Here is a 21951-nt window from a genome sequence, read left to right as displayed (position 1 = left end):
ATTTATGATTATGAACGGAATTAAAGATTTTCAAGCACCACAGTATGTGGATATAGTACATCCGGACAAAGGATTCTTCGGGTATCTGTTAAGATGCAAATGTCCTAAACAAGAGGACGTTTCCGGTAATTTCATATTCCTCGACGATGGAATAGACTGCTACAAGAGGTTTCCCTCCGTAAAGAATCGCAGGGAAGAAATCCGGGCAGAATGGAACGGCCGTATCAGCCGTTACCATGATATTTTCCAAGGTCAGCTCTGCTATGTCAATGAAGAATTGATTGAAGATTTCATTGATTTCATGACTTATGGCTCTGACAATGCCGTCCGGATTTTCCTTGAGAAGTTTACAGCGGAAGTACGGGCTTCTGCAATATATGACGGGCTTAAACCTCTATATGCAGTTTCCCATGTCTGCCAGCTTTCCGCTGATAACCGTATGCAATGGCCTCACATCCACGTCCTCTGGGGTATTAAAAAGAATTGACATAGCAATGGAAGAGAGCAAGGAATTACAGGGATTTTACCGGATATTCCGTGCGGTGGTGTATGTCTCCGTACTGATGGAGTTTTTCGAGTATGCCATCGACCCGGCCATGCTGGACCACTGGGGCGGCATACTCTGCGACATTCACGGACGTATCAAACGGTGGGCCATCTATAACGACGGCAACCTCGTGTACAGCAAGGTCGCCACGGTGCTGCTGATCTGCATTACCTGTATCGGCACCAGAGCCAAGAAACATTTGGAATTCAACGCCCGGCGGCAGGTCTTGTACCCGCTCGTGAGCGGCTTTGCCCTGTTAGTGCTGTCCGTATGGCTGTTCGGTCATCCGATGGAGACGCGGTTCTACACGCTGCCGCTGAACATTATTCTCTATATGGCGGTATCGCTCACGGGGGTTATCCTCGTGCATGTCGCACTGGATAACATCTCCAAGTTCCTCAAAGAGGGACTGATGAAGGATCGTTTCAATTTCGAGAATGAAAGTTTCGAGCAATGCGAGGAACTGATAGAGACTCCGTACAGCGTGAATATCCCCATGCGATATTACTACAAGGGCAAGTTCCGTAAAGGCTGGACCAATATAACCAACTGTTTTCGTGGAACATGGGTAGTCGGAACACCGGGGTCGGGCAAGACATTCAGTATCATCGAGCCGTTTATCCGACAGCACTCGGCCAAGGGGTTCGCGATGGTGGTCTATGACTACAAGTTCCCGACGCTGGCCACGAAACTGTACTACCACTACAAGAAAAACCAGAAGCTCGGAAAGTTGCCCCAAGGCTGCCAATTCAATATGATTAACTTCGTGGACGTGGAGTACAGCCGCCGGGTAAATCCAATTCAGGCAAAATACATCAACAACCTCGCTGCGGCGAGCGAAACGGCGGAAACGCTGCTGGAATCCCTGCAAAAAGGCAAGAAAGAGGGAGGCGGCGGCAGCGACCAGTTTTTCCAGACTTCGGCTGTGAACTTCCTCGCCGCCTGCATCTACTTTTTCGTGAACTATGAACGCGAGCCTTACGATGCCAAAGGAAACAAATTGTACGCTGAAAAACGGCAGGACCCGGAGACGAAATTCTGGAAACCGACGGGTGTGGTACGCGCCAAAGAGGGCGGGGAAATCGTTGAACCTGCCTACTGGTTAGGCAAGTATTCGGATATGCCGCATATCCTGTCGTTCCTGAACGAGAGTTACCAGACCATCTTCGAGGTACTGGAGACCGACAACGAGGTTGCCCCGCTGCTCGGTCCGTTCCAGACCGCTTTGAAAAATCGCGCGATGGAACAGTTGGAAGGTATGATCGGTACATTGCGCGTCTATACCTCTCGTCTGGCGACCAAAGAGAGTTACTGGATATTCCACCGTGACGGTGATGACTTCGACCTGAAAGTGAGCGACCCGAAGAATCCGAGCTACCTGCTGATAGCGAACGATCCGGAAATGGAAAGCATTATCGGAGCGTTGAACGCCCTTATCCTGAACCGCCTCGTTACCCGTGTGAATACGGGACAGGGCAAAAATGTCCCCGTGAGCATTATCGTGGACGAGCTGCCGACGCTGTACTTCCACAAGATAGACCGCCTGATCGGCACGGCACGAAGCAACAAGGTGAGCGTGACGCTCGGCTTCCAAGAACTGCCGCAGCTCGAAGCGGATTACGGGAAAGTGGGTATGCAGAAAATCATCACGACGGTGGGTAACGTGGTGAGCGGTTCGGCCCGTGCCAAGGAAACGCTGGAATGGTTGTCGAGCGACATCTTCGGCAAGGTGGTGCAAATCAAGAAGGGTGTCACGATAGACCGGGACAAGACTTCCATCAATCTGAACGAAAATATGGACAGCCTCGTACCCGCCTCGAAAATCTCGGATATGCCGACGGGCTGGATCTGCGGCCAGACGGCACGGGACTTCATCCAAACAAAAACCGGCATAGGCGGCTCGATGAACGTGCAGGAAGCGGAGGAGTTCAAGACCTCGAAGTTCTTCTGCAAGACGGATTTCGACATGAAGGAAATCAAGAAGGAGGAAGCGGCGTATGTACCGCTGCCGAAGTTCTACACGTTCAAGTCGAGAGAGGAACGGGAACGCATTCTTTACCGGAATTTTGTGAATGTGGGAATGGAGGTGAAAGAAATGATAAAGGACGTGCAGAACAAACGAGGGGCGAAATAAGAAACCTGTTTCCGATATGAGGGAAAGTAAAAAAAATGCCTGCAATGATTCCGCGATTATTGCAGGCGTTTTGGCGTTTCCGGTATCTTGGAAAATCCTGTGGAGTTGGTTTTGGTATTCAATACTACACAAAAAGTATATTATACCGAAACAAAATCAACTTTCAAGACCTTTGGAACGGAAAATAATGCTACCTTTGCAGTTGAAAAAGAAAACAAATCATATACTGTGGATATAGAACAAAAAAGCAAAATAAACCAACTGCTGCTTTCCGCCACTCCCAAAGGATTGTTATTCTCCGAATGGCTGAAAAGGAACGGTTATTCCGACCAGTTGATAAAAAGATACCGGGAATCCGGCTGGCTTGAGATGCTGTCAAAGGGAGTCATGTACCGAACGGGAGACAGCCTGTCGGCATACGCCGCATTGTCCTGCTACAACAGGCAATTGGGCAAGACGTTCCGTGTCGCAGCTCATTCTGCATTGGAACTGTTCGGCTTCAACACTATGTGCCTATGGGGAAACCGTTGCTGATGGTGGCACACGGCAAACAGCGTGTTCCGGAATGGATACGCCACGATGTTTTCGACAGGGTGATAAAACCGTTTTCCACCGATACCTTTTCAGAACCGCAGACCGCAACGATTGTGAAATACGAAGTGGATCTGCTGGTTTCTACACCTGAACAGGCATTCTTGGAATGTCTGTTGCTTGCACCGCAACAATATTCCTATATGGACTTGTTCTATATGATGGAACAACTGACAACGCTGCGTCCCGAAATGCTACAGCAACTGCTCGAAACGACCAAGAACCTTAAAGTAAAGCGTATGTTCCTTTATATGGCAGAAAAAGCGGGACACTATTGGTTCGAGGCACTTGATACATCCAAAATAGGACTGGGAACCTCCAAATTGCAACTGTCAAAAAACGGGATTTATATCTCCAAATACAAAATAACCGTACCTAAAGAACTGAACGAATATGAATGACATCTATAAAAAACAGGTGGCATTGTTGATACGCATTATGCCGTCCGTGTACCGCATCAAAGATTTTGCTGTGCATGGAGGTACGGCTATCAACCTGTTTCATAAAAACATGCCTCGCTATTCAGTCGATATAGACCTCACCTATATTCCCGTAAAGGAAAGGGCCGAGAGTCTGGACGCAATCAACAACCATCTGCGAACTTTGAAAAGCTACATAGAAAAATCCATACCGGGCATAAAAGTGATCCACAAGCATGATGTCTGGAAATTACAATGTACTTTGGACGGTGCGACCGTCAAAATCGAAGTGAACGGGACAAAGCGGGGTATCATCGGAGAGACAGAGGACAGGAAACTGTGCGAACGGGCTGAAACGGAGTTCAATATGACCTGTAAAGCACGTACAGTTTCTTATTCGCAGCTTTACGGGGGCAAAATTGCAGCGGCATTAAGCCGCCAACACCCACGGGACCTGTTCGATTGCAAGTATATGGAAATGGCGTCGTTTCATGATGTCAAGAACGGCTTCATGCTTTGCCTGTTGGGGAGCGACAAGCCTGTCATCGAATCTTTGCAGCCGAACGCCATCGACCAGACGGAAGCACTGGAAAAGCAGTTTGAGGGAATGTCCGATACTCCATTCACTTATTCGGATTATGAAGAGGCAAGGCATAACCTCATTCAGCAGGTAAACGACAGCCTGACCGAAACAGACCGGGAATTTCTTCTGTCATTTGAAAACGGCGAACCCGATTGGGAAAAATGCTGTGCCGGAGATTTAAGCCGCTATCCGTCCGTAAAATGGAAATTACAGAACATTGCCAAGCTGAAAAAGAGCAATCCTCAAAAGCACAAGGCGGGATTGGAAAAGCTACAGACCTTCTTATTTCCGAAGAAGGGATAAGTTTTTATGGGCATCATGCCGGACAGATTGGTGTTAACGGAAAAACAATATTTGGAATCATGTACAATATGCGAGAAATAAAAGAGGAAGACTTTGAAGCGGTGGCAAAATTTGAAATTGAAATTTCTGAAATCTCATTCGGAGAAAAGGCTATTACTGACCTCGAGTTCCACTGCAAGAAATTAGCCAAAGCAAAAGACCGACGCGGAATGATCGTGATAGAAGACACGGAATCCGGTAAAATTGTGGGCTGGGTATGGATGGAGAAAAAGCAGAACAGCCTGACCGGAGAGGTTTATGCCAACTTCAAGTCCATTTATGCGGATGAGTGCATTCGAGGAATGCAAATTGTAGACGACCTGTTTGAAAAAAGCATAGAATATGCGAGAGAGTGCAAGGCGGCTTATATTGTCGGCAAGGTTCATGCCGGGAACGTACCGATGCGCTCTTTGTATAAAAAGCATTGCTTCGAGCCAACCCATGTAACGATGGAAAGGAAATTGTTATGATAACGTCCGGCATACAAAGTTTTGCTCTCTCGCATGGCGAACAATACAAACACGGAAGAACAAGCCTGCGTGACTTGTCAGGTAAACTGCCTTTCGTGGCAAACGGGTGTACCATGCTGTTATGCGTTGAAGGCCGGGCTGTCGTAACCACCAATACACGAAAACGGACATTCCGCAAAGGTGATTTGCTTGTGTTGTTTTCGGACACCTTATTTGCACCGCTGTGTGTTTCTCCTTCATTCACGGCAGAATATATATCCTTGTCATTGGAACTGACAGGGGAGATTTTCTACAAAATGACTTCCCCCGCATTTTGGGACGGACTGTATGAATATCCGGTCTGCCGACTTTCGGAAGCACAATACTCATTGGCAGACGGAGTGTTCAAGCAGATGATATGGGCGATGGAGAACGGTGATGAAGAAAGCCGGAAAAACATCCTGCAAAATTGCATTTACAATGTTTTTCTGGCTTTAGATATTGTGTTCAAGCCGATGTTTCCCGACTTGGGCAAGTGTTATCAAAAGGATCAGTCAAGGGTGCTGTTCGGCAAGTTCATGTCACTGCTGGCTAAGAATTTCCATGTAAAAAGAGATGTACGATATTATGCGGACAGGCTTTGCATCACGACCGATTACCTTTATAAGATAACCTGCAAAATAGAACAGCGGACTCCGAAGGAAATCATTGACCTGTTTGTCGTAACGGAACTCAAACGCTATTTGGACAACACAGAACAGTCCGTCAAAGACCTGGCCCGTCTGTTCCATTTCGAAGACGCGTCGTACCTTTGCCGCTTTTTCCGCCGCACGGCAGGCTGTTCCGTTTCCGAATACCGCAACAGGCTTGGCCGCTCATAGGCTCCCCGCATCAAATCGCTGTATTCCACTTTCGCACATCCGAGCCGCTCCTGCAAATAGTCGAAAGCAGTCCACGGACGGACATTGGTGCCGCATGTGAACAAATCGACAGCGGCATAACCACACTCCGGCCACGTGTGTATGGTCAAGTGGGATTCTTGGATGACCACCACACCGCTCACACCCACTGGGGCGTATTTGTGAAAGTTTTCCTGTACTATGGTCGCTCCGGCACTTACTGCCGCTTCGTGCATGAATGTGCGAATCTGTTCCACATCGTCCAGTTTTTCCGGGTCGCAGTTGTAGAAGTCTGCAAGGATGTGATGCCCTAAGGGAAGGTATTGCTTTTTATCCGTATTCCCGTTTTTGTGCAGTCTGTCGAAAACCGTAGCTCCGCATACATTGCAGCCTTGTTTTTTCAACTCCCTGATGGTCTGATATTCCGCCTCTTTCCCCACGGCATAGACTTTGCCGCATTGCCGGCAGCGGTAACGGTTTTGCCGGAGATTGCGGTCTGCGGTGTAGATGTCATCGCGCCCTCGTTTTTCGAGAGGAAACAAGGCGCGTGTACGTTCTGTCGTTTCCAGGACAAAGAGCTGTCCTTTGTTGCCCAAAAGAGATGCGCCCATGTATTCATTGAACCGGGTGAACATCTCTTTGATGGCCAGTCCGTGCAGTTGGAAACATTTTTGCAGAAAGTAAACCTCCGTTGCCGACTTGTTCCCGAACGAGAAAAAGATTCTCAATCCGGACTCTTCTTTCAGTACGCTAATGGCACGTGACAGGAACAAGGAAGCTCCCTCTTGCGTATAAGGCGGATCGGTGAACAGGCAGTCGAAACGCCCGCACAAATGCGGAGGCAGAGGCATCCTCAAATCCACCCGTTCACAACTTATCGGCAGGGCGAACCGTCCGGCCAGCCGCTCCAGACACTCGATATAACGACCGTCCATCTCAAGTACATGGATGTGTGTCGGGCAGATGCTTGGACCGGGATAAAGTTCTTTCAGCAGAAACCCGATGGCAAGGCTGACAAAATCATCATCGCCCATGCATACGATTTGTCTGCCTGTCAATGTGCCGTTTGCCAAGCAGAGCAAAGCCCTGCGGAATGCTGTCTGTACGGTACATTGGGCTTGGTCCAGTGCTACATCCGCTACGGGGCGTTCGTCGAATGCCGCACGGTATTTTTTACTCAGCGCGTCAGCGTATGCGTCCCTTGCCTGTTCGCTTTCCGCCAGTCGGCGATACAGGCAGAGGTCAATCCCCTTGAATCCAAGAGCTTGTTCCACATACTCCTTTCCGTTATGAGTAAGCCCTACGCCTCCGCTGCATTGTTCCAATATGCCCAGCCTGATACCTTCGTTCTTTATGGCGGTCACGATAGGTACCGGCAAGAGTAATTTTTGAGAGAGGGCTTTGTTGGAAAGTGGCGCAAAACAATACAGCTCCTGAAAATAAAGTTCAATAATCCGTCGGCTATCCTTAATTGATACTGTCTTAAATATTTTGTCGATATAATCCATTTATTACATATCGTTGATTTACAGGCTGCAAAAATAGAACAACATCATTAAGTAATAGAGAGCAAAATCCTGCTGATATGGGTACTTTTCAATACAAAGGCAGATAGGTTGGATATATGGCCAGACGGCTCAGGACTTCATCCAAACAAAAACCGGTATAGGCGGCTCAATGAACGTACAGGAAGCGGAGGAGTTTAAGACCTCGAAGTTCTTCTGCAAAACGGATTTCGACATGAAGGAAATCAAGAAGGGGGAAGCGGCGTATGTACCGTTACTGAAGTTCCACACGTTCAAGTCGAGGGAGGAACAGGAACGCATTCTTTATCGGAATTTCGTGAATGTGGGAATGGAGGTAAAAGAAATGATAAAGGACGTGCTGAACAAACGGGAAACTAAATAGAAAGCCAGATTCCGATATGAGGGAACTAAAAAACGCCTGCAATGATTCCGTGATTATTGCGGACGTTTCGGCGTTTCCTATCTATTGTGAAAATCTTATAGTTCAAAATCAGCTTCTTGCGGCCCTACATAAAAGAAGGGAAATCAGGTGTTTTTTATATAACGGGTACATTTACCAGTCCCCCTTTTTTTGTATAATACCTGCATCTTCCGTTTTGGAGATAAACTCCCGAACCTGTTTTTCGGACAGTATATCTGCGAATATTTCCTTGAGGACAGCCCGGTTGATACAACCATTTTTACGGAAACAACAATAAAATCCTTTCAGTCTTTTACCGCAGTTTCGACGGGAGTTTATGAAAATAAAGTCGTATCTTTGCACTCTCTATCAAACAGATAAATCCATGTGAACAAAGGGTTGAACGGACATATCGCCATGCTTTCGACACAAATTATTTGTGGTTTGAATGTACCTGTCGGTAAATCGCTCCTGGCAGAGTGGATGACACCGATTGGGCTTGCCTCCTCTCGTGTTTTATTCGCCACGCTGATATTTTGGACGATCGGGCTTGTTTTCAGGAGAGAAAAGGTCAATGCCAAAGACTTGATGGTGATTGCTTTGGGCGGTATTTCCGGTGTTGCTTGTACTTATCTTTCCTTTGCGTGGGGACTTAATTATACGACACCAGTTCACTTCGCACTTATTGTCGCCTTAAATCCAATCGTAGTTATGCTCTTTTCCGTATTGTTTTTAAAAGAAGCTATCAACCGGCGGAAGTTGACAGGTGTTCTGTTGGGAATTGCAGGAGCATGGGTCTTGATTTCACAAATGGATATTGCCGCATCCGTTGAAAATCATATACTTGGCATTGTTTTCGCCATCGTCAATACAGTTATGCTCGGATTTTATCTGATTATCATCCGAAGAGTGGCGATAAAATACTCTCCTGTCACACTTCAAAAATGGATGTTCCTATTTGCAGCATTGTCCATGCTGCCGTTCAGTATAAATGAATTGTACGTGCAACCGCTTTATCAGTCCGCGTTCTGTTGGCAACCATTACTCCAGCTTGTATTCGTATTGTTGCTGGCAACTGTTCTCAACAATCTGCTATATCCCGTCGCTCTCAAGGGGATACAGCCCACCACTGCCAGCATTTACATCAACCTACAGCCTATTATAGCTTCTGTCGTTGCCATTTTAATCGGGCAGGACATTTTTAGCTGGGATGAACCGGTTTCGGCCATACTTGTCATATCCGGTGTTTTACTGGTCAGTCATTCACAAAATAAAAAATAAAGCTAATTTGCGGTTCTGTATTCATTGGGCGTACACCCGGCCATTTTCTTGAACCAACGGCTGAAGTGTTGCGGATATGGAAATCCAAGTTCATAGGATATTTCACTTATGGACTTCGCCGTATTGAATACCCGCTCTTTAGCGACATCGAGCATTTTCTGCTGGATGTGTTTCAGGGCAGGCATTCCCGTTTCTTTTTTCATCAGGTCACTGAAATAATTCGGGGAAAGACAAAGTTTGTATGCACAATATTGCACAGTCGGCATCCCTCCATGCCTTGCAGGGGCATCAGAGGCGAAATACTCATCCAGAAGGTCCTCGAAACGCGCTAACAGGTCGTGATTGGCATTGTCGCGGGTGATGAACTGACGGTCGTAGAAGCGGATGCAATAATCAAGCAGCAGCTTGATGTTATCCACGATGAGCGAACGGCTGTGCTTGTCGATAGGATACTGCAGCTCAATGCGAATTTTTTCCATACATTCTATAACCGTCCGTCTTTCTTGTTTGGAAAGGTGCAGGGCTTCGTTGGCATTGTAAGAAAAATATGAATAATCTTTCATTATATGCGCCAATGGTGTACCTCGCAGAAATTCGGGATGAAATGCAACAACCCATCCTTCGGGCTGGTGCAGCTGCCCGTCATCTTCAGATCCCATTACCTGACCGGGGGCGAGGAAAAGCATCGTCCCCTGCTGATAATCGTATATACTTTTTCCATATTTAAGATTTCCACAGTTCGCATCTTTCAATAGAATAGCATAGATGTTATACAGTTTTTTCCCGAACCGGAGAGGCTTCCCTTTACTGCCTTCAATAACGCTGACCAACGGGTGCAGGGTCTCCACGCCAAAATAGTCGTTGTACTGCTGGACTGTATCAACCTTCATTATTTCACTCATAATTTCCTCTTTTTTAAGTCATTGCAAATATAGCTATTTTTCTGTGATAGCTTTTCATTCTGCTTTTAATTAAAAGCAAAGATACGGATTCCCGATGGTACGGCATATACCGAAATCATCGTTTTGGATACCAATTTTACTGGTATACCGGCATCGTTCTTACCGGCCCGTTGAAATTGGTAATTCTATCCGTGAAATTGATACACAGGCTCTTAATTCCCCTATCTAATTTTGCAATCAGAAAGATAATCAAACAGATAACGACATGAAAAAAGAACAGATTCAAGAGAACGGCATCAGTCGTCGCGGGTTCCTGAAACGAACCGCATTGGCAGGCGCGGCCATCTGCATCGCGCCGGCATTGGAGAAAGTAACGGCCGCGGAAAAAGCCATTACAGGTAAATCGTCAGTATCGGCAGCAACCATTCCAGCAGGAATGGCAGCAGTCCGCGCACAGCGTACCTTGAGCAGCGGCAAGGCAGCCTTTACCATTTCGGCGATGGGCTTCGGCTGCATGGGGCTGAACCATCACCGCAGCCAGTCTCCCGATGAAAAGACCTGCATCCGGTTGATTCACGAAGCGATAGAACGGGGTGTAACCTTATTCGATACGGCTGAAAGCTATGGCTACCACAAGAATGAAAAACTGGTAGGCGAAGCCCTGAAAGGCTATACCGACCGCGTGTTCGTCTCTTCCAAATTCGGGCACAAGTTCGTGAACGGCGTGCAGGTGAAGACCGAAGAGGACAGCACCCCGACAAACATCCGGCGCGTATGCGAGAACTCCCTGCGCAATCTCGGCGTGGAGACGCTCGGCATATTCTACCAGCATCGCGTCGACCCTGCGACGCCCATCGAGGTCGTAGCCGAAACATGCGGCGAGCTTATCCGGGAGGGAAAGATACTGCACTGGGGCATGTGCGAGGTCAATGCTGAAACCATCCGCCGGGCGCACAAGGTATGTCCGGTTACGGCCATACAGAGCGAGTATCACTCATGCACCGCGCGGTGGAAGAAAACGGCGTGCTGGCGCTTTGCGAGGAACTGGGTATCGGTTTCGTGCCGTACAGCCCGCTGAACCGTGGTTTCCTCGGCGGCATGATAAACGAGTACACCCGGTTCGACACCGCCAACGACAACCGCCAGACGCTTCCGCGTTTCCAGCCCGAAGCCATCCGTGCCAACACGCGTATCGTGGAGGTACTGAACGCTTTCGGACGGACGAGAGGCATTACCACGGCGCAGGTGGCATTGGCATGGCTGCTGAACAGGAGGCCTTTTATCGTTCCTATTCCCGGCACGACCAAGCTCTCGCACCTCGAAGAGAACCTGCGGGCCTGCGACATAGTGTTCACGTCGGAAGAAGTGACCGAGCTGGAAAAGGCCGTGGCCGCAATTCCGGTCGTGGGAAGCCGCTATGACGCTTTGCAGGAATCGAAAATCCAGAAATAGGAAGGGCGTATGAGAAAGGTTGTCTTTTATATGATGGCCGCCGCCTTGCTGTCGGGTTGCAACGCACGCAACGGGAATATCATGCAAATCGAGGAACAGGGCAGTTTCGCCGTGGGCGGCACGGTGCTCACCGATTCACTGGGGCGCACCTATCACGGCGACCACGCCTACGTGTTCTATCAGAAACCCGTCGATGCCCGGAAATACCCGCTTGTCTTCGCCCACGGCGTGGGGCAGTTTTCCAAGACATGGGAAACTACGCCGGACGGCCGCGAGGGGTTCCAGAATATTTTCCTGCGCCGCGGTTTCCAGACTTATCTCGTCGACCAGCCCCGCCGGGGAAACGCGGGGCGGAGCACGACACCCGCGACCGTTACCCCCGTCTTCGACGAGGAGACGTGTTCAACCGTTTCCGCGTGGGCATCTGGCCCGATTATTTCGAGGGCGTGCAGTTCAGCCGCGACAAGGAGGCTCTGAACCAGTATTTCCGTCAGATGACGCCAACTCTCGGCCCTCCCGATCTGGATGTCTACGCCAAGGCGTATGCCGCACTGTTCGACAGGATAGGTCCGGCTGTCTTCGTCACCCATTCGCAGGGCGGAGGTGTCGGATGGCTTACACTGCCGCAGACAAGGAACATCCGTGCCATCGTCGCCTACGAGCCGGGAACAAACGTGCCTTTTCCCGAAGGGCAGATGCCGGAGGAAGGGAAAGTACTAACCCTGTCGAAGAAGACCGAAGGCGTGGAAGTGCCGATGGAAGAATTTCTGCAGTTCACGAAAATCCCTATCATCATCTACTATGGCGACAATCTGCCGGAAACCGACGAACGGCCGGAACTGTACGAATGGACACGACGCCTGCATCTGATGCGCAAATGGGCTGCCTTGCTCAACGAACACGGCGGCGATGTCACGGTCATTCATCTGCCGGAGATAGGTTTGAAGGGCAACACCCATTTTCCCTTCTCCGATTTGAACAACGTGGAGGTGGCCGATCACCTGTCGAGATGGTTACATGAGAAAGGACTGGATTGAGAAGGCGGAGTCATGGACGAAGGAACTTTCTGAAAATGGCGGGAATAGCCGGCGGAACGATGACTGAAAACGACTATTGAGTTAATCGAACAACCTTTAACAATTTTCATATGATACCATTATTTATCGGAGGCATCGGTATGCAGGAAGTGCTGCTGATTGCATTAGTCGTCCTGCTGTTCTTCGGAGGACGCAAAATTCCCGAACTGATGAAAGGCATCGGCAAAGGTGTCCGTTCATTCAAGGAAGGTATGAACGGCATGGAGAAAGAAATCAGTCCCGAAAATACCGACAAGAAAGAGGAGTGACATGGCAAAGGAAGACAAAACGGACGGCTTGAACTTTTGGGAGCACTTGGACGTGCTGCGGACGGCGATTGTTAAAATCGTCGCCGTGGCCGTCGTGTTCGGTATCGCCGCCTTTTGTTTTAAGGAAAAACTTTTTGCCGTTATCCTTGCCCCGAAAAACGACGGCTTCATCACGTACCGTCTTTTCAACCGGATTGCAGCATGGGCCGGCGGCGAGACCGGGAGTTTTGCCGTGCAGCTCATCAACACGGGACTGGCCGGGCAGTTCGTCATCCACATGAAGACGGCATTATGCGCGGGTGTCCTGTGCGCGTCGCCCTATATCCTTTACCAGTTGTTCCGGTTCGTGTCGCCTGCCCTGTATGCCTGCGAGCGGAAATATGCCGTGCGGATAGTCGGAGGCGGCTATGCAATGTTCCTGATGGGTGTGGCGGTCAGCTACTTTCTTATTTTCCCGCTGACATTCCGTTTCCTTGGAACCTATCAGGTCAGCGGTGAAGTGGAGAACATGATCGTCTTGCAATCCTACATTTCGACCCTCGTGCTGATGTGCCTGACAATGGGTATCGTGTTCGAGATTCCGATTTTATCATGGCTGTTTGCCAAATTGGGGTTTCTCACCGCCGATTTCATGCGACGTTACCGGAAGCACGCTATAGTGATTATCCTTATCGTTGCGGCTGTCATCACGCCGACTTCGGACGTGTTCACGTTGTCATTGGTCACATTGCCGATGTGGGTTTTATATGAAGCGAGCATTCTGGTCGTAAATAGAGCTGCAAGTAAAAAGGCAGTAGACAGATAAAGAAACGACATCTTGAAGTGAAAAACAATCTGCCGGCCAAAAGATAAAACAAACCTTTTTACAATAAGAGGTAAGGTACTGTAACACGTAGGTAATCCGTTTTATAAACGGCAGGTTTTTATTCGTTTCTGCATTATACATAGAAAAGCCGTACCCTGCTCGTTTTCCGAAAGGCACGGCTTTCATCCCCTAAAAAGAGGAATCAGACAGTGACAACAGTTACATATAAATTCTGTCGCTCCTGTTCGCAGAATTTATCGTACTCGGCTTTGTCCGTGCCGCTCTCGATAGCCCGGTCGATAACGTCTCCCAACTCGTCGAAACAAACCTCTTCGTTCACACATTCCACCTCCATTCCTTTCACAAGATAGACCTCGTAATAATCCGATCCGTTGAGTGCGACGATGACGTACCCTGCGTGCAGCCGTCCGTTCACCTTAATGCGGAGTGCCGGCAAATCCCTGTATAGGGTGGCGGCAAACTCTTTGATACCCCACGACATGAGGACGGTCATGGGGGTTAACGCTACTAACTGTTCCTTAATGGTCTGTGCGACCTGCATTACATATTCTTTTTCCATAATTCTAAGTTTATAAATTATTATTCCATGATTTACTCGAACCAATCGGGGTTATCCTTTTTGAGTTCGGCTATCAACTCGTTTTCGGGAAGCTGAAGCGTTCTCTCGTCGGTAAAGAAGAAAATCTCGTCATAAATCCTTTCGGCTTCTTTACTGGCAAAACCTTCGTTCTCGTCATTGAAACTGCCGGGCTGCAAGGCATCGAGCAGGATTGTCGAACCGATAAGCAATTCTTCGCCATCGACAGATTCCACGATGCGGGAGTAATAAGACCTGCCGTTGAATTGAATCTTAGTTGTTTTCATATCGTCGTTTTTATATTAATGGTACATTTTTTCCGTGTTCATTGAGGTATTCCATGATATGCTTCGCTTCCTCGTGCGATGCCCGGTTCCGGTCATCGTAACGGCGTGTTTCGTCCGCCATGACCTTGATACACGCCTTAATCAGGCGGTACAGGCTTTGCTGAAGCGTCGGGTGCATGTCCGGGATTGCCGCCGCGAACCGTTCGGGGTTGAAACTGAAACTGTTTACCGCCATTTCCCAGTCTTTGGCGAGGCGGTATTCTTTGCTTTCTTTAATGTCCATATTCTTGAATTTTAATAGTTCTCGTTGCATATTCTGTCAAGTTCCTCAATTATGGGTGTCACCTTTTTGCCTGTAAGACTTTCTATGTCATACAGCAAGTGCTCCAAGCGTTCATACGCCTTTTCTCCCGCTTTTGTAAATTCTCCGGTACTGTCGAATGCGCTACCTTCGCAGCCCAGTTCTTGCAATAATTCTTCTAATGTCTTCATTTGTTAAATTTTAATAATTGTTTTTCTTTCCCTCTGTTCGGCTTCCTTGTTGCCGGAGCCGCTTCGGGTTTTATGGTGCTTTCCGGGGCTGGCGAAAAAGCCCTTTCCGACGTTTTTTCTTGCCAATACGCTTCGCAGAAGGAAGAATTTGCAAGAAATGCACTTCAAAACGACGGAATCAGGCGCGACAGCCCATATTTGCACCGATAAAAACCGGTGCGGTGACGGACGGGAAAGCCAGACGGGAGAGAATACGGAGACCTGAAAGCGGTAGAAAAGGACGGCTGGAAGCTAAAAAAGAGAATTTATATATCTATATATGGATAATTGTTGTTATATTTGCATATAAATAGTGATATATTGACATTATGGAAACAACGAACTATACCACAAACAGCGATATGCTGACGCTTTTGGCGAAGCGGGTCAAGGAGTACCGTCTGGCCGCCCGCATGAGCCAGAAGGAGCTGGCCGAACAGTCGGGTGTAAGCCAGACGACTATCAGCCATTTCGAGCAGGGGGTCAGCCGTAACCTGACCTTGGCCAATTTCATCTCCCTGCTGCGTGCGCTCGGTCAGGCAGAGCGGCTCGCGGAGATTCTGCCGGAACTTCCCATGCCGCCGATGGCGCTTCGGGAAATCGAGAAACTGATACCTAAACGAGTTAGGAGGGGCAAGAAATGATAGAAAGTCTCGATGTAATCCTATGGGATAAAAAGGTCGGCACGCTTGTCGCCAATCGGGAAGGACACCGCAGCAAAGCCTGTTTCTACTTCGACAGCGATTATGTCCGCGACGGCTACGACATCGCCCCGCTCCGTGCGCCGGTAAAAGGGGTTGCCGCACAGCGCGGCCTGCCGGTCTATCCCGATGAAGAGCGGCTTTTCGGCGGCCTGCCCTCGTTCATAGCCGATTCGCTGCCCGACCATTGGGGAAACACCGTGTTCAACGAATGGGCCAAAGTGCATCATATCCGTATGAGGGACTTGTCCGCCCTCGACCGTCTCGCCTATATCGGACGGCGCGGCATGGGGGCATTGGAGTTCGTCCCGCCCACTGCCGAGGAACTGGAGACACCGTTCAAGGTGGAGATCGCTGACCTCTACCAACTGGCCCGGCAGGCTTTCGAGGAAGCCGGACGGTTCAACGTCCCGGTATCGGGCAACCTGATGGTCGAAAGCCTGTTCAAGGTAGGAACGTCCGCAGGAGGACGACGGCCCAAAGCGGTGGTCAACGTCAATTTCGGGGAAGGACAATGTTACTCCGGACAGGTGGCGACCCCTTATCCGGGCTACACGCCGATGATCGTCAAGTTCGACGAACACCAGAAGATGCCGACGACACGGATAGAATACAGTTATTACCTGATGGCCGTAGACGCCGGGCTTCAGATGATGCCGAGCCGCCTGTTGGAAGGTGAGCAGACAGCGCACTTCCTGACCGAGCGTTTCGACCGCCGGAACGGCAAGAAGGTGCATATCCAGACATTGGCTGCCATGAACCCCTCGGCAGATTCTTACGAAGCACTATTCGAGGCGGCCTGCCGTATCGGCGTGCCGCCGGGGGAACTCCGGCAACTGTTTCGCTTGATGGTGCTGAACGTGCTGGGCGGGAACGTCGATGACCATAACAAGAATTTCAGCTTCCTGATGGGCGATGACGGGCGTTGGCACGTTGCTCCGGCCTACGACTACACGTTCTCGGTCGATCCGGACGCACCGTATTACGTCAACCGCCACAGCATGACTATCAACAACCGGACAGAGGGTATTACTGCGGCAGACCTGCTGGAAGTAGCCCGCCGGTACGGTATAAAGGCCGCAGAGCCGTTCATAGAAAAGACCATAGGCATCGTTTCGCGTTACCCGGAATACGGCCGGGAGGCCGGTGTCGGAGAGGAATGGATAGGAACGATAGAAAAGGAAATCGCTGCACGAGTGGAGTGCGTGCGAGCCGATTAAAATAGAGCATGGGATTTCATGCAGGGGAAATGAACCCACCCGTTTTTGTGGCGGGTGGGTTTGTCGTTGTCATTCCGCCCCTTTCTTGCTTAGGAGGGTCAACTGGTCGGGACGGTCGGGAAACCAATAGCGTCGCTGTCAAGATATACGCATCTGTCACCATTCCAAGGCTTCCTGAAAGCTAATACCTCTTGAGGGCCGAATACTACTCCATAATCGTTTGTAAATGCTACCATGTCGCCTACGGCCAAATCGTCCTCCGTTTCCATGACTTCGGAAAGGCGATTATAAAACTCCATGCCTTCGGCTTCACGTTCCGCTTTCCAGCGCAAAAAATCCTCTTTATGACTTCTGCCCGTGTTTATCGGCGATAATTCCGAAGGCAAAACCTCCGCTTCCGAAGTACCGGACGAAATCAGAATAATGCTGTCGTCTTCCATGTTTTCCGGTGCAGAAATCACTCGGTAAGCCCCATCGGACAAACCGTTGTCCGGGTCATGCCAATAAAGCAGATTCCCTGTCTTGATAAAATCGTATTTTCCCATTGTCTTGTGAATTATTGATTATTTATTTCCCTTTTTTCGATCCTTTTCCTTTGGAACCGCTTCGGGGTTTTACTGATGCAGTACACGGTCGTCGGCACAGCTTCATACGACGGCTCTTCTTGCCAATTACGCTTCGCTTGGGAAGGAAGAATTTGCAAGAAGTGCACTTCAAGCCGGAGAATCAAGCGCGACGACCGACTTTCGCATCGGATAAAACCCGTGCGGTGAGGGACGGGAAAGCCGGACGGGAGAAACAGGCGGCTCGTGCCGCTACAAAAGGGAAAGAATGCAATTATAAGAGGAAACGGGCGGTGGCGGGGTATCCGGGAGGCTGACTATAAAAGGACGAAGGCGGGCGATAAAGACAAAGGAGATAGCGCACTGACTGTGTTATCAGTACGCCATCTTGTACATTCAATCTTCGGAACCCGACACTTTCATTTTTGGGAACAATCCTTTTCAAAAGCATTCTTCTCCGAATGGCTCGATGTTCGCTTTTTGGAAAATTTGCGGGTTATGCTGATAAAGAAGCGGCAGGTTCAACATAGCCATAGGGTATTCCACGAAGCCGCTCCTGCGTTTGTAGCCGGAATCGGTCGCCAATCTGTTTTCTACCAAAAAGTCCAACGCATCCGGGTAATTGTTCACGTCGATAAAGGTACGGTCCGGCAAACCGAGCGCATCCATTTCCTCCAAATTGACGGAAAGTACGATATATTCGTCTTCATCTTCCACCATTACCAAGATAAGAGCCAACCAGCCATTGCGATAAAACCGTGGTACGAGGTAATACCGTTCGCCTCTGAACTCGTATTCTTTCTGTCTGAAAGAGCTGTCCGGCTCTACGATTTCAAATTCATCTTCACCTGCGGTAAAAGCAATCATAGGGTTGCTGGCATCTACATACGCTTCACCTGCTTTGTAGCACAAATACTCTCTGTTTTCGGAACGCACGATAGCAAATTGAATTTCCATAAAATCTTAACATTAATCAGTTGAACAATCTGTTTATTTTTTCCCTCCTTTCGGAAGCCTTCAGGCTTCTCCTGTCGGGATTTGATTTTTACGTGCATTAAAGATTGCCTTTCAGGGAGAAACAGGCAAGGAATTTGGGCAGAATTTTATAGTTGCGGTATTGAGCGTCCGCGAAATATGGACGATTGAAAATCGGGAAAGCTGCTGAAAAATTGTGTTCAAATAGCGTAGCGGTACTTGAATGTTCCTCCAAGGCAATACCTTTGCACCGGAAAAAGCATGTCCCGACGGGCAGAGCCGTTGGCGAAGGGATTTCCGTACAAAAGGAAAACGAAGGGATAAAAAGGGAGATCTGCCAACGGCAGTGCTAAAAAAGACAGCCGCTCCTGCGGCTCTCTCTCTGTAGCGTTGCGCTATTTCTTCCCGGTCTTGCTATCCGGTTCGTCTTGCCGTTTTTTCGGGGTGAACAGTCCATTGAAACAGACCGTCGTGGCAAAAGTACGTGCCTGCGTGGCATTGCACAATCCCGCTCCGGGCATTGTCGCACCGTTGTAATGTTTGCAGTCCTTACATTTCATCATTACCTCTTTTGATTGGTTAGACAGTAGGACGGATTTCTCCGTCCTACTATTGAATTATGGTCAAGCTGCGACCTCTTCGGGTTGCGTATGTTCTTCGGGTTGTACCTCTGCCGTGGGTTGTGTATTTTCTGCCTCGGCGGCTTCTTCGGGCTTTGTCTGCCGTTCCTTTGCCAACAAGGCGGCTTTGCGTTCCTCGATACGTTTATGGCGTTTCTCATACACCTCATTATATCCACTTTCAATTTCGGCGAGCGTGTCGGGCATGTGCTTACGGGCAAAATCGAGCAAGAGGGTCGCAGCAGCGTTATTGCCGTATGCGCCTTTGAAGTTGTCTATCAAGAAATCCCTGCGGATAACGGCTTTCTGCTTGGCCGTGAGGTTGGCGATGATGTTCATTTTTTCTTCGTCCTCAAGGTGTTGGTAGGCTTTTTTCTCCCCGATACCGAATACCCCGAAGTGTTCCCTGCGGAGAGACGACAGCAGGAAGAAATATATCATCTTTTCCTCGTCCTGCGTGAATTTGCTTTCAGACGTATCAACGTCCAAAATCTGTTTCTTAGCGTCTGCAACGGTTTTCTCGACGGCTATTTCCTTGTTACGTTTGTCCTGCTGTTCCAATTTTTCCACCGGGGAAAGTTGTTTTTCGGTAGCCATGTCCGCATTGGCGGCAGCACTTGCCATGTAACACAGCGTAATTTCTTTCTGCCCGATGCAGATATAAAACGTGAGTTCGCCCGTATCGATTCGTTCATGAATTGACTTGCATTTTTCCATATAGTTGCTGAAATCCTGCTCGTACTCCTTGTATGCCGCCTCGTATTCCTCGGTAGTGTCGTATTCTTCCTTTTCGGGTGCTACCGGCGTTTCGGGGTATGCCGTGGCATAGGTATTGAGGTGCTCGACCTCGTACCCCATAGCGGTAAGGCGTTCCACCGCAAGCATGTTATTGTTGAAATCTTGGTAGCCCAATGATACGGAGGGGTATTGTTCCACAAACTGCAAGGCTTTCTCCACGAGATAGGAAGCGTTCATTTCGGCCAGACAACTCCGATTGGCGCAATTTCCGCAACCACCCTCGCAGAACAACATCATGTTGTTGGTATTGTGGGGGCATGAGGCGCATAGGGTCTTGTCGAATGCGTAACGGCTAAGGTCTGTCGTGAAATCCCGTTCGATAAACTTTGCCACATCGGCGGCTTTCAGTCCTCGCCAACAGTCGTACAACATGCTGTCGCTGTCTTTCAAGTGTTTATAGTACACCTCTTTCTGAATGTCCGTACCGTATCGGCAAATCTCACTCGCTACACTGATTGTGATTTCGTCCTTTTCCAGAAGTTCGGCGATTTCGGGTATCAATGATACGAATTTCAGACGGGTACGGATATAGTTCTCGTTTTTGCCGAACTGCACGGCCAATGACTGCACATCGTAGCGACCGCTTTCCATGAGCTTTTGGTAGGCGTTGGCTTCCTCTATGGGGGTAACGTCCTTGCGTTGCAGGTTCTCCGTCACGGCCATTTCGGCGGCGGTCTCGTCCGAAACATGCAAGATGACAGCCGGAATTTCGGTCAGTTCTGCCATAAGGGCGGCACGATACCTGCGCTCTCCGAAAATAATCTCGAAGCGGTCGGTGTCCACAATGGGGCGCACGCCGATAGGTTGCAATACTCCCTGCTGACGAATACTCTCGGCCAGTTCGGCAAGGCTCGCCTCGTCAAAGTGCTTGCGTGGGTTATAGTTGCTCGGTTGAATATTCATCAATGCAACTGATACGATGTTGTTCTCTACTACTGATTGAATGTTCGCTGTTTCCATAATTCATAAATTTTAATTTGTTATTACATTAGATTGTTTGATTACTATTGTCTTTATTGTGCGGTGTCATACTCGTATATTTCCGGATTGTCGTACCCGTCGAACACTATCCGAAACGTGTCAAAGTCCTTTCTGCCCGCCAGTCTGACGGTATCTCTTTTCCCGATGAAATAGTTCATTCATTGTCCGAAACGGTGCGCCGAGCGTTATCCTATCCACCAACGTACAAACTTTGCCGGGTTGTTCGGGCATGATATAACCCAGTGCGTACTCGTTGTAAACTACCAATTTGATTTTATCCATATCGCTGTCAATTTTACGTTGTTTTTTTCTTTCCCTCCTTTCGGTTCCTTTCTCTGCCTGAACCGCTTTGAGGTTTTACGGATGCGGTACACGGCTGTCGGTACAGCTTCATACGACGGCTTTTCCTGCCAATTACTCTTTCGCAGAAGGAAGAATTTGCAGGAAATACACTTCAAGCCGCCGTATCAAGCGCGACAGCGGACCTTTGCATCTGATAAAACACAACGGTGACGGCAGAGAATGAAGCCGGGAAAGCGGTAAGGGAATCGGTAGAAAAGGGATATGCCCGTCAGGGTTAGAATAGGGATAAAACGGGCCATGTGCCTGTACTTGCGGGCAGGTAAAAAAGAGAAAGATGGTAAGACTATAAAGGAGGAATGCGCCCTATGGAAACAGCGGGCGGATAAAAAAGGACGCATGGCTGCCGTCTCCGGGGTGGGCAGACGCGGTAGCCATGCCTGTGTTTATTGTTCGTTCTTCTCCAGATACTCTTTCATTGCCTCGTTCACGATGTCTTTCAGCGACATGTTCTTCTTGATGGCGAGGAATTTCATACGGGTATGAATGCTTTTGTTGATGACGAAGTTGCAATGAACCGCCGTTTCTTTTTCCGTGGGGGCTGCTACCGGCTGTTTTCCGCCGGTAGTCTTTTTCGTAGGTGACAGCAACCCGTCCAGTCCGCCTTTCATGCTGTCTTTCAGTAAATCGCTCTTGCTCATA

At 49.0% G+C, this 21951-nt stretch carries 20 protein-coding genes and 7 pseudogenes; 15 read left to right on the top strand and 12 right to left on the bottom strand.

Features of this window, described 5'->3' with window-relative positions:
- Positions 1-4: 4 nt before the first annotated feature.
- The 6 genes and pseudogenes from DXA05_RS11760 to DXA05_RS27535 all read left to right on the top strand — a co-directional run bounded on the left by DXA05_RS11760 (position 5) and on the right by DXA05_RS27535 (position 5946).
- Entirely contained in the window at positions 5-487 is a 483-nt protein-coding gene (locus DXA05_RS11760; protein WP_007569279.1) for a hypothetical protein, read from the top strand.
- 7 nt (positions 488-494) lie between these two features.
- A complete protein-coding gene (locus tag DXA05_RS11755) occupies positions 495-2681 on the top strand; it encodes a type IV secretory system conjugative DNA transfer family protein (RefSeq protein ID WP_007569281.1) in 2187 nt (728 codons plus the stop codon).
- A gap of 228 nt (positions 2682-2909) precedes the next feature.
- Positions 2910-3673 (top strand): annotated as a pseudogene (locus DXA05_RS11750) (type IV toxin-antitoxin system AbiEi family antitoxin domain-containing protein).
- Positions 3666-4577, top strand: a complete 912-nt coding sequence (locus DXA05_RS11745; protein ID WP_007569286.1) for a nucleotidyl transferase AbiEii/AbiGii toxin family protein — start codon at positions 3666-3668, stop codon at positions 4575-4577. The pseudogene DXA05_RS11750 and the gene DXA05_RS11745 overlap by 8 nt, the downstream one beginning before the upstream one ends.
- Complete coding sequence (locus tag DXA05_RS11740; protein WP_225719309.1) at positions 4475-5086, top strand: GNAT family N-acetyltransferase; 612 nt, start codon at positions 4475-4477, stop codon at positions 5084-5086. The genes DXA05_RS11745 and DXA05_RS11740 overlap by 103 nt, the downstream gene beginning before the upstream one ends.
- The gene (locus DXA05_RS27535; RefSeq protein WP_284515535.1) at positions 5041-5946 is read left to right on the top strand and encodes a helix-turn-helix domain-containing protein; all 906 of its coding nucleotides are present in this window, start codon (positions 5041-5043) and stop codon (positions 5944-5946) included. Before DXA05_RS11740 ends, DXA05_RS27535 begins: the two co-directional genes overlap by 46 nt.
- Before the next feature lie 14 nt (positions 5947-5960).
- Here the strand turns inward: DXA05_RS27535 and speD are convergent.
- Positions 5961-7472 (bottom strand): annotated as a pseudogene (gene speD, locus DXA05_RS11730) (adenosylmethionine decarboxylase); the annotation flags it as partial.
- Between the two features lie 106 nt (positions 7473-7578).
- On the opposite strand from speD, the pseudogene DXA05_RS11725 reads away from it, so the two are divergent.
- A pseudogene (locus DXA05_RS11725) lies at positions 7579-7872 on the top strand (type IV secretory system conjugative DNA transfer family protein); the annotation flags it as partial.
- Between the two features lie 405 nt (positions 7873-8277).
- A complete protein-coding gene (locus DXA05_RS11715) occupies positions 8278-9171 on the top strand; it encodes a DMT family transporter (protein ID WP_007569300.1) in 894 nt (297 codons plus the stop codon).
- A 2-nt stretch (positions 9172-9173) separates the two neighbouring features.
- On the opposite strand, the gene DXA05_RS11710 is transcribed toward DXA05_RS11715, so the two are convergent.
- On the bottom strand, positions 9174-10073 hold the full coding sequence (locus DXA05_RS11710; RefSeq protein ID WP_007569301.1) for a helix-turn-helix domain-containing protein: 900 nt from the start codon (positions 10071-10073) through the stop codon (positions 9174-9176).
- Between the two features lie 265 nt (positions 10074-10338).
- Here DXA05_RS11710 and DXA05_RS11705 point away from each other — a divergent pair.
- The 4 genes and pseudogenes from DXA05_RS11705 to tatC all read left to right on the top strand — a co-directional run bounded on the left by DXA05_RS11705 (position 10339) and on the right by tatC (position 13675).
- Positions 10339-11525, top strand: a pseudogene (locus DXA05_RS11705) (aldo/keto reductase).
- A 9-nt stretch (positions 11526-11534) separates the two neighbouring features.
- Positions 11535-12562: pseudogene (locus DXA05_RS11700) on the top strand (alpha/beta fold hydrolase).
- Positions 12563-12672: 110 nt separating this feature from the next.
- On the top strand, positions 12673-12870 hold the full coding sequence (gene tatA, locus DXA05_RS11690; RefSeq protein ID WP_007569305.1) for a twin-arginine translocase TatA/TatE family subunit: 198 nt from the start codon (positions 12673-12675) through the stop codon (positions 12868-12870).
- A gap of 1 nt (position 12871) precedes the next feature.
- Complete coding sequence (tatC, locus tag DXA05_RS11685) at positions 12872-13675, top strand: twin-arginine translocase subunit TatC (protein WP_044301911.1); 804 nt, start codon at positions 12872-12874, stop codon at positions 13673-13675.
- A gap of 202 nt (positions 13676-13877) precedes the next feature.
- On the opposite strand, the gene DXA05_RS11680 is transcribed toward tatC, so the two are convergent.
- From DXA05_RS11680 to DXA05_RS11665, 4 genes are read right to left on the bottom strand one after another with little or no spacing between them, the layout of a single operon-like run.
- Positions 13878-14255, bottom strand: a complete 378-nt coding sequence (locus tag DXA05_RS11680) for a hypothetical protein (RefSeq protein WP_007569310.1) — start codon at positions 14253-14255, stop codon at positions 13878-13880.
- Positions 14256-14287: 32 nt separating this feature from the next.
- Positions 14288-14560, bottom strand: coding sequence for a hypothetical protein (locus DXA05_RS11675; RefSeq protein ID WP_007569311.1), 273 nt, complete (start codon positions 14558-14560; stop codon positions 14288-14290).
- A 10-nt stretch (positions 14561-14570) separates the two neighbouring features.
- The gene (locus DXA05_RS11670; RefSeq protein WP_007569314.1) at positions 14571-14873 is read right to left on the bottom strand and encodes a hypothetical protein; all 303 of its coding nucleotides are present in this window, start codon (positions 14871-14873) and stop codon (positions 14571-14573) included.
- The gene (locus DXA05_RS11665; RefSeq protein ID WP_007569317.1) at positions 14855-15052 is read right to left on the bottom strand and encodes a hypothetical protein; all 198 of its coding nucleotides are present in this window, start codon (positions 15050-15052) and stop codon (positions 14855-14857) included. The genes DXA05_RS11670 and DXA05_RS11665 overlap by 19 nt, the downstream gene beginning before the upstream one ends.
- Positions 15053-15420: 368 nt before the next feature.
- Between DXA05_RS11665 and DXA05_RS11655 the strand changes: the two genes are divergently transcribed.
- The gene (locus DXA05_RS11655; protein WP_007569322.1) at positions 15421-15735 is read left to right on the top strand and encodes a helix-turn-helix transcriptional regulator; all 315 of its coding nucleotides are present in this window, start codon (positions 15421-15423) and stop codon (positions 15733-15735) included.
- On the top strand, positions 15732-17012 hold the full coding sequence (locus DXA05_RS11650; protein WP_044301912.1) for a type II toxin-antitoxin system HipA family toxin: 1281 nt from the start codon (positions 15732-15734) through the stop codon (positions 17010-17012). Before DXA05_RS11655 ends, DXA05_RS11650 begins: the two co-directional genes overlap by 4 nt.
- A 69-nt stretch (positions 17013-17081) precedes the next feature.
- On the opposite strand, the pseudogene DXA05_RS11645 reads toward DXA05_RS11650, so the two are convergent.
- A pseudogene (locus tag DXA05_RS11645) lies at positions 17082-17557 on the bottom strand (hypothetical protein).
- Between DXA05_RS11645 and DXA05_RS27530 the strand changes: the two are divergent.
- The gene (locus tag DXA05_RS27530) at positions 17557-17892 is read left to right on the top strand and encodes a hypothetical protein (protein WP_007569327.1); all 336 of its coding nucleotides are present in this window, start codon (positions 17557-17559) and stop codon (positions 17890-17892) included. The pseudogene DXA05_RS11645 and the gene DXA05_RS27530 overlap by 1 nt on opposite strands.
- A 124-nt stretch (positions 17893-18016) precedes the next feature.
- On the opposite strand, the gene DXA05_RS11630 is transcribed toward DXA05_RS27530, so the two are convergent.
- From DXA05_RS11630 to DXA05_RS11610, 5 genes and pseudogenes are all read right to left on the bottom strand, one after another.
- A complete protein-coding gene (locus DXA05_RS11630) occupies positions 18017-18532 on the bottom strand; it encodes a DUF4313 domain-containing protein (protein ID WP_007569328.1) in 516 nt (171 codons plus the stop codon).
- A 413-nt stretch (positions 18533-18945) separates the two neighbouring features.
- Complete coding sequence (locus DXA05_RS26510) at positions 18946-19113, bottom strand: hypothetical protein (protein WP_007569330.1); 168 nt, start codon at positions 19111-19113, stop codon at positions 18946-18948.
- A gap of 60 nt (positions 19114-19173) precedes the next feature.
- Complete coding sequence (locus DXA05_RS11625; RefSeq protein WP_044301913.1) at positions 19174-20928, bottom strand: ParB/RepB/Spo0J family partition protein; 1755 nt, start codon at positions 20926-20928, stop codon at positions 19174-19176.
- 53 nt (positions 20929-20981) lie between these two features.
- Positions 20982-21231: pseudogene (locus DXA05_RS11620) on the bottom strand (hypothetical protein).
- A 464-nt stretch (positions 21232-21695) separates the two neighbouring features.
- Positions 21696-21950, bottom strand: a complete 255-nt coding sequence (locus DXA05_RS11610) for a plasmid partition protein ParG (RefSeq protein ID WP_007569339.1) — start codon at positions 21948-21950, stop codon at positions 21696-21698.
- Between the last annotated feature and the right edge of the window lies 1 nt (position 21951).

Source organism: Bacteroides sp. AM54-2NS (assembly GCF_003602935.1).
Taxonomy (GTDB): domain Bacteria; phylum Bacteroidota; class Bacteroidia; order Bacteroidales; family Bacteroidaceae; genus Bacteroides; species Bacteroides xylanisolvens.
The sequence above is the reverse complement of the archived record's forward strand: the minus strand, read 5'-3'. Positions and strand labels throughout refer to the sequence as shown.

Excerpts from the sequence above, each read along its gene's own strand:
- DXA05_RS11680 (WP_007569310.1), bottom strand. The coding sequence starts at position 14,255 with ATGGAAAAAGAATATGTAATGCAGGTCGCACAGACCATTAAGGAACAG.
- tatA (WP_007569305.1), top strand. The coding sequence starts at position 12,673 with ATGATACCATTATTTATCGGAGGCATCGGTATGCAGGAAGTGCTGCTG.
- DXA05_RS11630 (WP_007569328.1), bottom strand. The coding sequence starts at position 18,532 with ATGGAAATTCAATTTGCTATCGTGCGTTCCGAAAACAGAGAGTATTTG.
- DXA05_RS11740 (WP_225719309.1), top strand. The coding sequence starts at position 4,475 with ATGGAAATTACAGAACATTGCCAAGCTGAAAAAGAGCAATCCTCAAAA.
- DXA05_RS26510 (WP_007569330.1), bottom strand. The coding sequence starts at position 19,113 with ATGATGAAATGTAAGGACTGCAAACATTACAACGGTGCGACAATGCCC.
- DXA05_RS11625 (WP_044301913.1), bottom strand. The coding sequence starts at position 20,928 with ATGGAAACAGCGAACATTCAATCAGTAGTAGAGAACAACATCGTATCA.
- DXA05_RS11760 (WP_007569279.1), top strand. The coding sequence starts at position 5 with ATGATTATGAACGGAATTAAAGATTTTCAAGCACCACAGTATGTGGAT.
- DXA05_RS11655 (WP_007569322.1), top strand. The coding sequence starts at position 15,421 with ATGGAAACAACGAACTATACCACAAACAGCGATATGCTGACGCTTTTG.
- DXA05_RS11755 (WP_007569281.1), top strand. The coding sequence starts at position 495 with ATGGAAGAGAGCAAGGAATTACAGGGATTTTACCGGATATTCCGTGCG.
- DXA05_RS11710 (WP_007569301.1), bottom strand. The coding sequence starts at position 10,073 with ATGAGTGAAATAATGAAGGTTGATACAGTCCAGCAGTACAACGACTAT.
- tatC (WP_044301911.1), top strand. The coding sequence starts at position 12,872 with ATGGCAAAGGAAGACAAAACGGACGGCTTGAACTTTTGGGAGCACTTG.
- DXA05_RS11610 (WP_007569339.1), bottom strand. The coding sequence starts at position 21,950 with ATGAGCAAGAGCGATTTACTGAAAGACAGCATGAAAGGCGGACTGGAC.
- DXA05_RS11650 (WP_044301912.1), top strand. The coding sequence starts at position 15,732 with ATGATAGAAAGTCTCGATGTAATCCTATGGGATAAAAAGGTCGGCACG.
- DXA05_RS11670 (WP_007569314.1), bottom strand. The coding sequence starts at position 14,873 with ATGCAACGAGAACTATTAAAATTCAAGAATATGGACATTAAAGAAAGC.
- DXA05_RS11675 (WP_007569311.1), bottom strand. The coding sequence starts at position 14,560 with ATGAAAACAACTAAGATTCAATTCAACGGCAGGTCTTATTACTCCCGC.
- DXA05_RS11665 (WP_007569317.1), bottom strand. The coding sequence starts at position 15,052 with ATGAAGACATTAGAAGAATTATTGCAAGAACTGGGCTGCGAAGGTAGC.
- DXA05_RS11745 (WP_007569286.1), top strand. The coding sequence starts at position 3,666 with ATGAATGACATCTATAAAAAACAGGTGGCATTGTTGATACGCATTATG.